Below are 13,808 nucleotides of genomic sequence, written 5' to 3'. Positions count from 1 at the left end.
TATTACACAAAGATTAACCTTCGTCGTCTTCTGTAGCTTTATTTAATTTTATAGTCAGTTCTTCCTCATCATCAGTTGAATTTAATTCGAAGAAACTAAAAAATGAACCGCCGTAATTTTTCTGAAAAGAGAAATTGCTCAAATGTTCCATTTTGGTGTATTTAGAATGTTCGATAATCATCATTCCGTCTTCGTTTAGTAATTCTCTTTCGAAAACTGTTAGAACAATTTTTTCAAACGCATTCTGATCTAATCCATAAGGAGGATCAGCAAAAATAATGTCGTAAGAAGTTTTACAATTGTCAAGAAATTTATATACATCACTTTTAGTTGCAGCGATGTCAAAATCATATTCTGATGAAACTTGTTTGATAAATTTTACGCATCCAAAATCCCCGTCTACTGATGTAATTGGAGCGCTTCCGCGTGAAGCGAACTCAAAACTTATGTTTCCTGTTCCGGCAAATAAATCCAAAACCTTTAAGCCTTCAAAACTAAAATGATTGTTCAAAACATTAAATAATGCTTCTTTACTCATGTCAGTCGTTGGTCTTACAGGAAGGTTTTTTGGCGGAAAAATGCGGCGTCCTTTGTATTTTCCTGAAATGATTCTCATGATTGAAATAAAATATAATGTTTTTGATTTTGTGCAGTTGAAAAGCTATTTTTTTGTTGTAATGTACTTACATCCAGAAATGAAACATGACGAATGTATTTGTATGCAATCTCATAAAACGCATCGTTTTGATGTATTGTACCTAATAATTCAAGCTGAAAGCTTTCCGGATTTAAACTCAATTGCTCCGCTGTGAAAAGCAAGTAATAAAGAAAATCTTCCGGAGTCTGATATTCGAAAGAATTAAATAATAATAGTTTTTGATTCTGAACCACGATAACTTCAAAATGATTTGGATTGAAATTCACTACCATTTTTTTCTCGTCGTTGTTTTTTGAACTCTCCAGAATTTTTTCGACCAAAATACTGTTGACATGTTTGTAGTCAAATGAACCCACAGTATCTATTAAAAAATTATTGATATTGATGTACGGAATGTAAACGGAGTTCATTTCGTAGTTTGAAATTTTATCAAAAGTAAAAAAATCAGTCTCGAAAACTTTTGTATTGTACTGTAAATAACTCCCTAAGAAATTTTCATCAAATAAAGCACTTGGTACAAAAGTCGAAAGATTGTTGCTGTGAATTACCAGAATTTCGTCGTATGTCTCTTTTAATTCAGAATGATTTTTAAATGCAGCACTGTATAATTCTTCAATTTTTGATGTTTTTTGAGAAGTATCAAAATTGATTTCATTAAATGCTGTAATAGTATTATTTAAAGTATCAAAACAACAAAATGAAAATCCATTCAATGAAACCTGAATAGAAAGCTTTTTATAATTTTTGGAAGTGATATTAGTATTTTGCAATGACATATTGATTTACAATTCGTTACCTGTTTTACAAGAAAGAATTTAAGGCGATTACAAACTTACAAATTAAAAAGGAACAATTACAAATGCAATTTCGAAAAACAATTTTAAAGCAAAGTTAGCAACATGTTATTTTTGTGTTTTTTCTGAACCATACAAGTGATATAAGTTCTTATTACTTTATTATGCTAAATTCATTTGCTGCATTTTTTTTTTGTTTGTATTAAAGTAAACGCTAAGCTTCAATTAACTTATATTACTTATATGGTTTAAATTTTTTTGACCTTGACATTGCCATTAAAAAAGCCGAACTTTGCATTTCAAATTACCCTTATGAATTCATCACTTTTTTACAGCCTTTTACAGAGAAAATTTCCTTTTGCACCAACTTACAAACAGGACATATTTTTTCAAAAAATCGCTATTTTCCTAACAGATACACATAACGATACGATTTTCGTATTAAAAGGATACGCAGGAACTGGAAAAACAACTGTGATTTCGACAATCGTAAATAATTTGGGTGATATCAATAAAAAGTTTGTCCTGTTGGCACCAACAGGTCGTGCAGCAAAAGTAATCGCCAATTATTCTAATACGCCTGCTTTTACAATTCATAAAAAAATATATTTTCCTAAAAAATCAGCTGGTGGAGGCGTGGCTTTTACCAAGCAATTAAACAAACATAAAAACACCATTTTTATCGTCGATGAAGCTTCGATGATATCAGACAGCAACTCAGATTCGAAATTGTACGACAACGGATCACTTCTCGATGATTTGATATCGTATGTTTATTCCGGAACGAACTGCAAAATGATTCTTTTGGGAGATACCGCTCAGTTGCCACCGGTGAATTTAGATATTAGTCCGGCACTGGATGTTCAGACTCTTGGGATTCATTATGATAAAGAAATCGAACATATCGAATTGGATGAAGTAATGCGTCAGGAAGAAAGTTCCGGTATCTTATTTAATGCGACTGAATTGCGCGAATTGCTGAAAGATAGTTTTATTACAGAGTTTAAATTTAATGTGAAAAAATTCAAAGATATCGTTCGTCTTACGGATGGTTATGATATTCAGGATGCTATAAATTCTGCTTACAGCAATTATAGTATCGAAGACACGGCTTTTATCGTGCGTTCGAATAAACGTGCAAACCAATATAATGAACAAATCAGAACCCGAATTTTATTTAAGGAAAGCGAACTTTCAGTAGGCGATTTTTTGATGGTAGTAAAGAATAATTATTTCTGGCTAAAAGAAACTGACGAAGCCGGATTTATTGCCAACGGAGATATTATTGAAGTTTTGGAATTATTTGGAATCACCGAATTGTATGGATTTAATTTTGCGAAAGTAAAAATAAGAATGGTCGATTATCCGGATCAGAAACCTTTTGAAACGGTATTGTTATTAGATACCATAAAAAGTGAATCTCCCTCATTAACTTACGAAGAATCGAATCGTTTGTATGAAGAAGTGATGAAAGATTATGAAAGTGAGACTACAAAATATAAGAAATTTCAAAAGGTAAAAGAGAACGAATATTTCAATGGTTTGCAAGTGAAATTCTCTTACGCTATTACGTGTCACAAATCGCAAGGTGGACAATGGAATACGGTTTTTATAGAACAACCTTACTTGCCAAACGGAATCGATCGCGATTACATCAGATGGCTTTATACTGCTATGACACGTGCCAAAAATAAATTATATTTGATAGGATTTAAAGACGAGAGTTTTGAAGAATAAAACACTAATTTCACGAATTAGCACGAATTAATTTTTTTAGATTTAGCATTAGTGAAAATCTGTGAAATTCGTGTTTATAATTATTTACAATGACAACACTAAACGATTTACATTCGATATCATCTGCGTTTTCGAATACAGATAAAATGCCGGTTTTGTTTTTAGGGCACGGCAGCCCAATGAATGCTATTGAAGAAAATCAGTTTGTGGCCGGTTTTCGTAATCTGGCTAAAACATTACCGCAACCCAATGCAATTTTATGTATTTCAGCACATTGGTTTACGAACGGAACCAAAGTAACTTCGATGCAAATGCCAAGAACGATTCATGATTTTGGCGGTTTTCCGCAAGCACTTTTTGATGTACAATATCCTGCAAAAGGAAGTCCTGAACTGGCAGCAGAAACAAAGAAAATATTAGAACCCGTAAATGTAGATTTAGACGAACATTGGGGTTTAGATCATGGTGCCTGGAGCGTAATCAAACATTTATATCCTGAAGCAAATGTCCCGGTAATTCAGTTGAGTATTGATTATACAAAGTCAGGTCAGTATCATTTTGAGTTGGCTCAGAAATTACAATCACTGCGCCATAAAGGAGTTTTGATTATCGGAAGTGGGAATATCGTTCACAACCTCCGTTTGGTTGATTTCAGAAATTTTGATAAAGACAATTATGGTTTCGATTGGGCAATTGAAGCTCGTGAAACGATCAATAATTATTTATTAGATGGAAATTTCCAGCCTTTAATTGACTTCGAAAGAATGAATAAGGCAACTCAATTGGCGATTCCAACTCCGGAGCATTATTTGCCTTTGTTGTACACTTTAGGTCTGAAAGAAGAATCTGAAGAACTCGACTTATTCAACGACAAATTATTAGCAGGTTCATTGAGTATGACGTCGGTAAAAATTATGTAATACAACTCTGCGAATCTCCGTGAAACCTTTGCGACTCTCCGTGGTAGAATTATTATACAAAGTGGCACGAAGGTTTCACTGAGATACACAAAGGGTTATTTCTTTAGATTGTAAGCATATAAATAACCATCTGCACTTCCAAAGTAAACAGCATTTTTACTGATGAACGGCGAAGAAACAATAGCACCTAATTTATAGAATTGAGCCATTACTTTTTTGTTGTTATCGTAAATAGAAAGATCTTCGTTTTGAGCCGCATATCCAAAATCTAAAAGATCATTTTTTAAAGTAGAAGTTGCAAATTGTTTGCGGTTTTCCGTACTTATAAAATTTGATTTTTTCCCGTTTGAAAGTAAATCCAAACAAAAAAAATTACCTGTAAAATCGCCAAAATAAATTGTATTTCCTGCGATCGCCGGCGATGAATAAACATAACCATTGGCTTTGAATCGGTATTTTTCGATTCCGGTTTTAGCATCCAGCGCTAATAAAGCATAAGTATCTGATGTGCCTACATAAACCGTATTGTCTTTTACGACGGCAGAACTTAATATCCAGGAATTCTCGGCATTGTATTTCCATATTTGTTTTCCGGTTTCAGCGCCCAAGGCAAAAAAGAAAGGTTCTCTTGCTCCAAAATAAATTTTACCATCAGAAAGTGCAACGGATGATTGTATTCCCTTAAAACCCATTTGTGTTCCCGTTGCGAAACGCCAGATTTCTTTTCCGGATTCGATGTTTAAAGCATATAAAGTGGCGTCCCAACCACCAATGTAAATTTTGTCTTTATCAATCACGGGACTTCCGTGAACGGGACCATTGGTTTTGAATTTCCATTTTAAAATTCCCGTTTTAGCGTCGAGAGAATAGATGTTTCCGTCACTGCTTCCAAATAAAACCTGCGAAGTTTTTCTGTTCTCATACACCACAGGCGATGAAAGATAAAAATCCCATAAATCTTCCATATATTGTGTTTCAGGTTTCATGCCCCACATTCCAAGTTCTCCTAACCAGTGTTCGCCACCAGTTTTAAATTTCCAAATTAGTTTCCCGTTTTGGGTGTTTATTGCGTAATAATTTCCGTCAAAACTCCCAAAATAAATAATATTTTCAAATATACTGGGACTGCTATGGATAGCACCATTAGTTTTAAATTTCCATTTTAAATTTCCAGATTTTTCTTCGATGGCGTAAAGAAAACCATCTTCGCTGCCTATATAGACTATTCCGTTTTGAGCAATAGGCGAAGAGAAAATTTTGCCACCAGTTTTATACTTCCATTTTAGGCTCGTAACCGGTTGGTAGCCTTTTCCGTTAAAGATACGATCTGAAAAGGCATTCAATATTACAGCATTTTTATTTTGGCTTAAAGCCGAATAAACAACAATTAAAAAGAAATAGAGTGGAAGAGTGGCTGAAAATCTTTTCATAGTTTTTTATTTTAAAAATAAATATTTTATAAGATATTAATATTTAATTATTTAGAAAATATGTTAGGAATATATTTTTAAAACCTAATTGCGAATCGGTATATTTGTTTCAATATGAATCTATCAAATAAACATATCAAAACATATAAATCTTCTAAACAAGTTGTTTTAGGGCCAATAATTATTGGAGGAATATTTGCAGAAATTGTTCTCCTCATAATGGGTGAAATAGAAATGACTGCAGTTTTGATTGTTTTGGTGATAATTTTGGGATTGATATCTTTAGCTGTTCAGGGATCTTTAAAAATTACAATTGATGCTGATCAGAAACTTTTGACATTCGAGAAAACAAATTGGCTTGGAAATATTTTATTTAAGATGGATTTTAACTTGAATGAGATTCAATTTGAAATTAGAGAGCAAAAAGCCCCGAGATCAGGTATAATTTACTTTGTTTATATCATAAACAATGATAATAATAGCGAAAGCAACTATGTGGCAGAAGGCTTTTCGAAAGGGATGTTGGAAATGATAAAAAACGAGATTGTAAATATTCAGGCAGAAAGACTTTAGCTTTTGCTGAATAAATAAAAATTAAAAGAATATAAAATGAAAATAATAGCTGTAATTCCGGCACGATATGCATCAACACGTTTTCCTGCAAAATTAATGCAGGACCTTGGAGGGAAAACGGTAATTCTAAGAACTTATGACGCAACTGTTGCAACAAAGTTGTTTGATGATGTATTTGTAGTAACCGACTCAGATTTGATTTTTAATGAAATAGTAAATCACGGTGGTAAAGCGATCATGAGCATCAAAGAACATGAATCCGGAAGCGATCGTATTGCTGAAGCTATATTTAGTCTTGATGTCGATATTGTGGTAAATGTGCAAGGCGATGAACCTTTTACTGAAGCGGGACCTTTAGAACAGGTTTTATCAGTTTTTAAAAATGATGAAGATCGCAAGATTGATTTGGCTTCGTTGATGCGTGAAATTACAAATGAGGACGAAATTAATAATCCGAATAACGTAAAAGTTGTAGTAGATCAATCACAGTTTGCCTTGTATTTTTCTCGTTCGGTAATTCCATATCCAAGAGATAGAGATGTTGGAGTTCGTTATTTTCAACACATCGGGATTTATGCTTTTAGAAAACAAGCCTTATTAGATTTTTATAGTTTACCAATGAAATCTTTAGAAGCCTCTGAAAAATTAGAGCAGCTTCGCTATTTAGAATTCGGTAAACGCATCAAAATGGTCGAAACGAATCATGTTGGTATTGGTATTGATACTGCCGAAGATTTAGAGAAGGCTCGCGCTATTTTAGCAGCTAAATAGTTGTGTGATAGCACGGGATTTTTTGTTTATTTGTGTTGGTCTGCCGATGTTCTGCAATGAATGTATTGCGAGATGGTACGCAGATGACACGGGTTCGCTATCGTGAAAGCGCAGATTTATGCGGATTTTTATGTTTACTTGTGTTGGTGTGCCGATGTTTAGCAATGAATGTATTGTGAGATGGCACGCGGATGATACGGGTTCGCTATCGCGAAAGCGCAGATTTACACGGATTTTTTATTGCTCTTTTTTTGTCAGGCTGAGCGAAGTCGAAGCCCGTGTTCCAATTGGTTTACCTTCGACTTTGCTCAGGATGACAAACGAGACTTTAATAAAAAAGGCTTGTAAACAATTGTTTACAAGCCTTTTTTTATATTGAAAGCCAAACTAAATTATTGATATAAATTCGGAAATTTAGCAGGATTGACTTCATGCATCATGTTGTACACTTTCTCAAAAATATCTTCGGTAGAAGGTTTAGAGAAATAATCACCATCAGTACCATAAGCTGGTCTGTGCGCTTTTGCAGCAAGAGTTTGCGGTTTACTGTCTAAATGAATATAGGCATCTTGCTCTTCAAGAACCTGCTGTAAAATATATGCCGAAGCTCCACCGGGAACATCTTCGTCGATTACTAAAAGACGGTTTGTTTTTGCAATACTTTTTACGATATCCTTATTGATGTCAAACGGAAGTAAAGACTGGATATCGATTACTTCACAATCAATTCCTAAATCTAATAATTCAATTGCAGCTTGTTGCACCAATCTTAAAGTAGATCCATAAGAAACTAATGTAATATCAGCACCTTCTTTTAGGGTTTCGACAACACCAATAGGCGTTTTGAATTCACCGTAATTTAATGGTGTTTTTTCTTTTAATCGATAACCATTCAAACATTCGATTACTAAAGCCGGTTCGTCAGTTTCTAAAAGAGTATTGTAGAAACCTGCAGCTTGTGTCATATTTCTTGGAACCAATACATGAATCCCGCGAATAGCATTAATAATCATTCCCATTGGAGAACCAGAATGCCAGATACCTTCAAGACGATGTCCGCGGGTTCTGATAATTAATGGTGCTTTTTGTTTACCAACAGTTCTGTATTGTAAAGTTGCCAAATCATCACTCATGATTTGAATCGCGTATAATAAATAATCTAAATACTGAATTTCGGCAATTGGGCGTAAACCTCTTAAAGCCATCCCAATTCCTTGTCCTATAATGGTAGCTTCACGAATACCAACATCTGCAACACGAAGTTCTCCGTATTTTTCCTGCATGCCTTCAAGACCTTGATTTACGTCGCCAATGTTTCCTACATCTTCACCAAAGATTAGTGCTTCAGGATATTTAGTAAACAGAGCATCAAAGTTATCACGAATAATCATTCGTCCATCCTGATCCGCTTTTGCGTTATCTGCATATTCTGGAAGTACTTTTTCTACAGAAAAAATATTTTGACCTGAATTAGAGTATAAATTGCTGCTGAACCTTGGCTGCGTGATTTCGATGTAATTGGTAATCCAATTAGACAATAATACTTTGCTGTTTGGTATTTCTATAAAACGCAATATTTTTCTTGCGATCACCAGCATTTCCTTTTTTAAAGGAGATTTGATGACGCTTATTTCAGAGATATATTTTTGAATTTTATCTTTGTGATTGATACTGGCAGCAGAAATCTGCTCCAATAAAATCATTAGATTTTTTTGATCTTCTATAATTGGGTTAATAAAAGAGTTCCATGCTTCTTTTTTAGCTTCGAGAACTTCTTTTTTCAATTCAGCTTCAATTTCTGCCAGTTCTTCCGGCGAAGCAATATTGATGGCAATCATCCATAAACGCATCTGGCGAATACAGTCAAAATCTTTTTCCCAAGCCAGTCTCTCCGCATTTTTATAACGCTCATGAGAACCTGAAGTCGAGTGGCCTTGTGGTTGTGTTAATTCGTTTACATGTATTAAAACCGGAACGTGTTGCTCGCGGGCTATGGCAGCAGCTCTTTCATAAGTCGAAACCAACTCTGCATAATCCCAGCCTTTAACTCTGAAAATTTCATATCCGTTTGAATCTTCGTCACGTTGATATCCTTTCAGGATCTCAGAAATATTTTCTTTGGTGGTCTGATGTCTGGCGTGAACCGAAATCCCGTATTCATCATCCCAAACACTCATTACCATGGGTACTTGCAGTACTCCGGCAGCATTTATTGTTTCAAAAAACAAACCTTCAGATGTACTTGCATTTCCTATAGTTCCCCACGCAATTTCATTTCCGTTTACAGAGAATTTGTCTTTGGTTTTGATTCCGGCAACATTCCTGTAGATTTTTGATGCCTGGGCCAATCCCAAAAGTCTTGGCATCTGACCTGCTGTAGGCGATATATCTGCGCTTGAATTTTTTTGTTTTGTTAAGTCTTTCCAGGATCCGTCTTCGTTTAGACTGTGCGTTACAAAGTGTCCGCCCATTTGTCTTCCGGCAGACATTGGATCATATTCTAAATCAGTGTGACCGTATAAACCTGCGAAAAATTGTTTAGGAGATAACTCTCCAATAGCCATCATAAAAGTTTGATCGCGGTAGTATCCGGAACGGAAATCTCCGTTTTTAAAAGATTTTGCCATAGCAAGCTGTGGTACCTCTTTTCCGTCACCAAATATTCCAAATTTGGCTTTTCCTGTTAATACTTCCTTACGACCTAAAAGACTACATTCGCGGCTGGTAACTGCAATTCTGTAGTCATTCAATACCTCAGTTTTGAAATCTTCAAATGTTAGTGTAGTATTGCTTTTTTCTTTTATCATAATCTTGAGGGGGTCATGTTAGACTGCGAAATTACTTAAAAACAATCAATAATCATAATTCTTTAAAATAAATATAATTTAATTATTTGTATTTAAAATCAAAAAACTATGCATATTTTTTGATTTATATTTATGTAAAAATGTAATTTAATGATAATAACGCATGTTTTTCTTTAAAATTTATTCAATTAAAACCATTTTCTAGTAAAAAGATTAACTAATGTTTTTGGCGAAAGAGTCATCACAAATCGAATTTTTTCGTTGTATTTATTTTGGGAAATTTCCCAACCATTATTAGAGTAAACTGGAAAATAAACTTCAAAATAATCCGGTACTAAATTTAATCTAATACCACTGTCGTAAACAAAATGCTCACTTTGATGTTTGCTTTTCAGGAATCCAATATCGCCATAAGCTTCAATCCAGTTCCAGATCGAATAACTGGCGTTTAATGTTGTTATCCATTGATTTGCATATGCTGGTTCCAGTTTTGACTTAAAACCACCTTCAGCCATCACAAATTGTTGGCTAAAAAATCCGGTACTTTCTGATCTTCCGTAAAAATTATAATCAAACATATAATCTGTTGGACGGTCTAAACCAAAACTAAAATAATCTGAATTTGTTGTGTTGTATAAAAAAGTTCCCGCATACAAGCGTATGTTTAGTTTGTGATTGTTTTCGAATAATCTTCGATATTCAACCTCACCGGCAATTTTCCCGAAATCTCCCGCAAACTGAAGATCATTCATGAAACTAAAATGGTCAATCAATTCAGTTTTAGTATTCGAATAACGGGCATTAAATACAGAATAATTTGGTTTAGAATTGTCAGTTATATATTTACTGGCTTCACGATTTACAATAACTTGCCTGAAAAGGATCAACTGTTTTCGATTATCTCTGAAATTCTCCTCTCGAATTCTAAACTGAACCATAGGATTCAATCTTAAATAAGTTGCATCAGGAGCATAATGATAATAATTTTGGCTCATCGAATATCTTACGCTATACAATGTGCTGTTTCTGTAATATTCATTCCAGACAAAAGCGGAAGAACCAGATATCGTTCCAGCTTTAATAGAGTAGGCAGGATTGATATCAAATGTAAATGGTTTGTCCAGAATGGTTTTATTATGAAATCGAACTCCGGGCGTAAAACCGTCGTATAGATTATAGGTAAGTGTTGGGATATATAAAATCTGGTTGTAATAAGGATCTTCAAGATCTTTAGCAAAATTAAATTTGATTGGGCGATTCGTTATAACGACACTTTTTAATGATTTCCAATTGTTTCTCAAATTGTATTCCGGAACTTCATTATCATAATTCAGTACTATTTTGTCCGCTTTTTCTCTGGCAAACTCATAAATTGAATCATTATTTTTTGGTTCAATCCATTTTTTGAAAACTACCTCATTCTTCTTGATTCCGTAAACCGGAATAGGAACAAAATTATTCGTTTTATTTTTTATCTGAAATTGTATATTGTCTTTCGTTCTAGAAACATTCGTAAATTTATAATCGATGATATCTCGTGAATCTATAATAGTATTAAAAAACCAATCAATATTTTTTGAACTGTTCTTTGTTAGTATTTTTTCAAAATCGTAACGATTTGTTTGTTCTTGTTTGTTGAGATCATAAAATTCCTGTACACTTTCAGGTACGATATCATGGTTTAAATAATCATCGAGGTAACTCAAACTTAGGCCTGCACGATATTTGCTGGCGATTTGTTCGTTAAATTTTATTAAAGTCTGTTTTGGATCACCAAGTGGCTGATCCAGATTTTTTCTGGCCATAAGCATATAGTAATAGCTGTATTGCTCGTTAAAAGTCAAATTGGCAATGTTGTAACTTTTAAATAGTTTCATGTCTGAAAGGCGTCCAAGCATCTTTTGGTCCAGATGGTTTTCCTCCATGAATTTCATCATGCTGTAAATTTGAATACCATCATAAACCCAATTGTCTTTTCTGGGATCCAGTCGTAAGCTATTTTTTAGATAATTATTGAGATACGTTTTTAGAAAGGTGATTTCGAATATAAAATCATCCGGAAACGGACTAATAAAAGAGGGCAGCTGATTTAGGCCATAAAATGGATTTCTGTCGTAATCAACCTGAGAAACTGTGATTTTTTGATGCGGATATTTCCCGATAAAAGCACTTGCAAAATTCACAACCCTATTGATGATAATCGCTTTTTGAATTTCGCTGACTTTTTTATTTTTAAGATTTGTAAGTACCTCTAGTGAACCATTTTCATAGCTTACAAAATTATTTTGTTTTTCTATAAATAAATTAAAATCAGTTCTGTTTTTTCCGGAGTACAAATATGTCCTGAAAGAAGGATTTGTAAGATCTTCAGAAACTGAATTCAGGTCAGTTGTAATAGAATATTGGTTAGGTATTCTGATAGAAATTTCATAATCAGTGCTGGCATTTGCGATATCATCTAAGTTGAAATTGTTATATTTAATAAAACGATGATTCTCAAAACGAGCAGGACTCAAAAACCAGTTTTTTAAATTCATTCCGCCATTTTGATCAAAACCATAACGAGTAAATTTATCACTCGGGATTTTGGAAATATAAGTCAAATGCAAATCTAATTTTTGCCCGGGATATAATTTTCGATTTAGTTTTACAATAATAAAATCCGGATTTTTAGCAGTTCTTTCCCATTCAAGCGCCATATTATCCGAATCGCTTAAATTTAAAATTGTTGTGTTTCCTCTTTCTGTTGGTTTTGCTAAATGAAAACCCCTGTAGAATTCATCAGAAAATCTTCTGGCTAAAGGTGTGTTTTTATCAGAGAAAGCATTGTTCCAGTCGTTTAAAACAATCGATATCAAAGAGTCATTCGAAGTATTGTAATAAGTTATATCTTGTTTTACGTTAAGTGTTTTCAGTTCGAGATTAACCGCCACTTCCATCTTAGATTGATGTTGTGCATATTGTTTTAACGAACTCATCAAAACAAAAACGAAGAATATAATTTTATAAGATGATTTCAATGATGGCTTAAAAATTAAGGGATATAATCTAAGTTACGAGCTTATAGTCGTTCTGGTTTTATTGTAAAAATAGTATAAAAAAAGCTGTTTAAAAAAAACAGCTTCAATTTTTTGTAAGATTTAATGTGATTTCACCATATAAAGGATAAAAATAAAATTTCAATTTTTAAATTCTAAATTCCAATAAAATCCGTTTTTATCCGCGTCTTTGCTTTGGCGAATCTGTTAAATCAGCGTCAATTTATTTACTGATATGCTGAAAAAAATTTTTAGAAATTTGGACTTAAATCGTATTTCTTGTAGAATTTATCTAATACATCAACAACTTCATCTTCAGTATCTACGATTTTAAATAAGTTTAAATCTTCAGGGCTTACAGTTTGCATTTTTTCAACCAAAACTGTTTTTACCCATTCGATCAACCCAGACCAGAATTCAACACCAACTAATATAATTGGGAATTTTCCGATTTTCTTAGTTTGAATTAAAGTAATAGCTTCGAACATTTCATCTAAAGTTCCAAAACCTCCAGGCATCACCACAAAACCTTGCGAATATTTTACGAACATAACTTTTCTCACAAAGAAATAATCGAAATTCAGGTTTTTATCGTGGTCGATATAAGGGTTGAAGTGTTGTTCAAAAGGTAATTCGATGTTTAAACCAACCGAAATTCCACCTCCTAAATGCGCACCTTTGTTACCAGCTTCCATGATTCCGGGACCACCTCCAGTGATCACACCATAACCAGCTTTACTGATTTTGTATGCAATTTTTTCAGCCAATAAATAGTATTTATCATCCGGTTTCGTTCTCGCCGATCCAAAAATAGATACACAAGGACCAATACGTCCCATGCTTTCGTAACCGTTTACAAACTCGGCCATGATTTTAAAAATCGCCCAGCTGTCATTTGTTCTAATTTCATTCCACGTTTTTTGTTTTAAACGGTCCTGAATTACTTTGTCCTCATCATTATCAAAATCTTCTAATCTCATTTTAGGTATTTTAATTATTTATATTTTTATTTAAGTTGTGTCTTTTTTTTAATTATCATTCTCAGAGTAGTTATTGTCACACTGAGCGTAATCGAAGTGA

At 33.5% G+C, this 13,808-nt stretch carries 10 protein-coding genes; 4 read left to right on the top strand and 6 right to left on the bottom strand.

Annotation, left to right across the window (positions count from 1 at the left end; all coding sequences use genetic code 11):
- Positions 1 to 13 precede the first annotated feature (13 nt).
- Positions 14 to 616 (bottom strand): RsmD family RNA methyltransferase, encoded by a 603-nt coding sequence (locus QLQ94_RS21050; protein ID WP_271337589.1) that lies wholly within the window; start codon positions 614 to 616, stop codon positions 14 to 16.
- Positions 613 to 1,434, bottom strand: a complete 822-nt coding sequence (locus QLQ94_RS21045; protein ID WP_271337588.1) for a DUF3822 family protein — start codon at positions 1,432 to 1,434, stop codon at positions 613 to 615. Before QLQ94_RS21045 ends, QLQ94_RS21050 begins: the two co-directional genes overlap by 4 nt.
- A 330-nt stretch (positions 1,435 to 1,764) precedes the next feature.
- Between QLQ94_RS21045 and QLQ94_RS21040 the strand changes: the two genes are divergently transcribed.
- Entirely contained in the window at positions 1,765 to 3,189 is a 1,425-nt protein-coding gene (locus QLQ94_RS21040; protein WP_271337587.1) for an ATP-dependent DNA helicase, read from the top strand.
- A gap of 89 nt (positions 3,190 to 3,278) precedes the next feature.
- Positions 3,279 to 4,109, top strand: a complete 831-nt coding sequence (gene ygiD, locus QLQ94_RS21035) for a 4,5-DOPA-extradiol-dioxygenase (protein ID WP_271337586.1) — start codon at positions 3,279 to 3,281, stop codon at positions 4,107 to 4,109.
- A 95-nt stretch (positions 4,110 to 4,204) separates the two neighbouring features.
- On the opposite strand, the gene QLQ94_RS21030 is transcribed toward ygiD, so the two are convergent.
- On the bottom strand, positions 4,205 to 5,539 hold the full coding sequence (locus tag QLQ94_RS21030) for a PQQ-binding-like beta-propeller repeat protein (protein ID WP_271337585.1): 1,335 nt from the start codon (positions 5,537 to 5,539) through the stop codon (positions 4,205 to 4,207).
- Between the two features lie 114 nt (positions 5,540 to 5,653).
- On the opposite strand from QLQ94_RS21030, the gene QLQ94_RS21025 reads away from it, so the two are divergent.
- Together QLQ94_RS21025 and kdsB are read left to right on the top strand one after the other, a co-directional pair.
- On the top strand, positions 5,654 to 6,112 hold the full coding sequence (locus QLQ94_RS21025; protein ID WP_271337584.1) for a hypothetical protein: 459 nt from the start codon (positions 5,654 to 5,656) through the stop codon (positions 6,110 to 6,112).
- 36 nt (positions 6,113 to 6,148) lie between these two features.
- Complete coding sequence (gene kdsB, locus QLQ94_RS21020) at positions 6,149 to 6,883, top strand: 3-deoxy-manno-octulosonate cytidylyltransferase (RefSeq protein ID WP_271337583.1); 735 nt, start codon at positions 6,149 to 6,151, stop codon at positions 6,881 to 6,883.
- A 392-nt stretch (positions 6,884 to 7,275) separates the two neighbouring features.
- Here the strand turns inward: kdsB and QLQ94_RS21015 are convergent, their stop codons facing one another.
- The 3 genes from QLQ94_RS21015 to QLQ94_RS21005 all read right to left on the bottom strand — a co-directional run bounded on the left by QLQ94_RS21015 (position 7,276) and on the right by QLQ94_RS21005 (position 13,708).
- Positions 7,276 to 9,690: an alpha-ketoacid dehydrogenase subunit alpha/beta gene (locus tag QLQ94_RS21015; RefSeq protein ID WP_271337582.1), complete on the bottom strand. Its 2,415-nt coding sequence runs from the start codon at positions 9,688 to 9,690 to the stop codon at positions 7,276 to 7,278.
- A 188-nt stretch (positions 9,691 to 9,878) separates the two neighbouring features.
- Complete coding sequence (locus tag QLQ94_RS21010; protein WP_482500001.1) at positions 9,879 to 12,629, bottom strand: gluzincin family metallopeptidase; 2,751 nt, start codon at positions 12,627 to 12,629, stop codon at positions 9,879 to 9,881.
- Between the two features lie 350 nt (positions 12,630 to 12,979).
- Positions 12,980 to 13,708, bottom strand: coding sequence for an LOG family protein (locus QLQ94_RS21005; RefSeq protein WP_055096620.1), 729 nt, complete (start codon positions 13,706 to 13,708; stop codon positions 12,980 to 12,982).
- Positions 13,709 to 13,808: the final 100 nt, after the last annotated feature.

The organism is Flavobacterium sp. B114r, from assembly GCF_056824125.1.
This window is presented reverse-complemented; position numbering and strand designations above follow the sequence as displayed.

Coding starts and splice junctions, on each gene's coding strand:
- QLQ94_RS21015 (WP_271337582.1), bottom strand. CDS start 9,690: ATGATAAAAGAAAAAAGCAATACTACACTAACATTTGAAGATTTCAAA.
- QLQ94_RS21040 (WP_271337587.1), top strand. CDS start 1,765: ATGAATTCATCACTTTTTTACAGCCTTTTACAGAGAAAATTTCCTTTT.
- kdsB (WP_271337583.1), top strand. CDS start 6,149: ATGAAAATAATAGCTGTAATTCCGGCACGATATGCATCAACACGTTTT.
- QLQ94_RS21005 (WP_055096620.1), bottom strand. CDS start 13,708: ATGAGATTAGAAGATTTTGATAATGATGAGGACAAAGTAATTCAGGAC.
- QLQ94_RS21010 (WP_482500001.1), bottom strand. CDS start 12,629: ATGGAAGTGGCGGTTAATCTCGAACTGAAAACACTTAACGTAAAACAA.
- QLQ94_RS21050 (WP_271337589.1), bottom strand. CDS start 616: ATGAGAATCATTTCAGGAAAATACAAAGGACGCCGCATTTTTCCGCCA.
- ygiD (WP_271337586.1), top strand. CDS start 3,279: ATGACAACACTAAACGATTTACATTCGATATCATCTGCGTTTTCGAAT.
- QLQ94_RS21030 (WP_271337585.1), bottom strand. CDS start 5,539: ATGAAAAGATTTTCAGCCACTCTTCCACTCTATTTCTTTTTAATTGTT.
- QLQ94_RS21025 (WP_271337584.1), top strand. CDS start 5,654: ATGAATCTATCAAATAAACATATCAAAACATATAAATCTTCTAAACAA.
- QLQ94_RS21045 (WP_271337588.1), bottom strand. CDS start 1,434: ATGTCATTGCAAAATACTAATATCACTTCCAAAAATTATAAAAAGCTT.